The sequence below is a fragment of the Providencia sp. PROV261 genome, assembly GCF_028477945.1.
Taxonomy (GTDB): domain Bacteria; phylum Pseudomonadota; class Gammaproteobacteria; order Enterobacterales; family Enterobacteriaceae; genus Providencia; species Providencia stuartii.
Window position 1 is genome coordinate 1 of sequence record NZ_JAMPMC010000107.1, and the last position, 1,071, is coordinate 1,071.

The window sequence follows — 1,071 nt, forward strand, 5'->3', positions numbered from 1 at the left end:
AAAATAATGTCGCTGTCCGCTTTAAAGGCCTCAAGGTCACGGTAGACTTTCGAGCGGAAGAACTCATCTTCTTTCAGCACCGGCTCATACACAATCACTTCGATACCTTTGGCCTTAATACGTTTCATCACGCCCTGCACCGCAGAGGCACGGAAATTATCAGAGCCTGCCTTCATCACCAAACGGTATACCCCCACTTTACGTGGCGCTTTGGCAATAATCGCATCGGAAATAAAGTCTTTACGTGTGCGGTTAGACTCCACAATGGCGTTAATCAGGTTATTCGGCACATCATCGTAGTTTGCCAACAACTGTTTGGTGTCTTTAGGGAGACAATACCCGCCGTAACCGAAAGAGGGGTTGTTGTAGTGGCTACCGATACGCGGGTCTAATGACACCCCTTCAATAATTTGTCGTGCGTTCAAACCGCGGCTTTCTGCATAGGTATCTAATTCATTGAAATAGGCGACGCGCATAGCCAAGTAGGTGTTTGCAAACAGTTTAATCGCTTCGGCTTCTGTGCTGTCAGTAAACAGCACCGGAACATCTTTCTTGATGGCTCCTTCCAGCAGCAAGTTAGCAAAAATCGCTGCCCGCTCAGAGCGCTCCCCTACCACAATACGGGAAGGGTGCAGGTTATCCCAAAGTGCACAGCCTTCGCGTAAAAACTCAGGCGAGAAAATCACATTAGTGTAGCCAAACTCTTCACGTAAGCGCTCAGTAAAGCCAACCGGAATGGTGGATTTCACAATGATAGTGGCGGCAGGATTGATTTTCTGCACGTCGTGAATGACCGATTCCACTGACTTGGTATTAAAGTAGTTGGTTTTAGGGTCATAGTCAGTGGGGGTCGCCACAATCACATATTGTGCGCCAGTATAGGCTTCGACAATATCTTGTGTCGCTCGGAAATTGAGTGTTTTTTCGCGTAGAAATTGCTCGATTTCGGTATCGATAATTGGCGACTGTTTGTTGTTAAGCATCGCCACTTTTTCGGCAATGATATCGACTGCCACCACTTCGTGGTGTTGTGACAGTAACATGGCATTGGACAGACCCACATAGCCTGTA

The 1,071-nt window shown here is 47.4% G+C and carries 1 protein-coding gene; it reads right to left on the minus strand.

Annotated elements, in window-relative coordinates; genetic code table 11:
* Positions 1–1,071: nucleotide sugar dehydrogenase (locus PR675_RS20890; protein ID WP_272582990.1), on the minus strand; the 1,071-nt coding region annotated here is incomplete at both ends.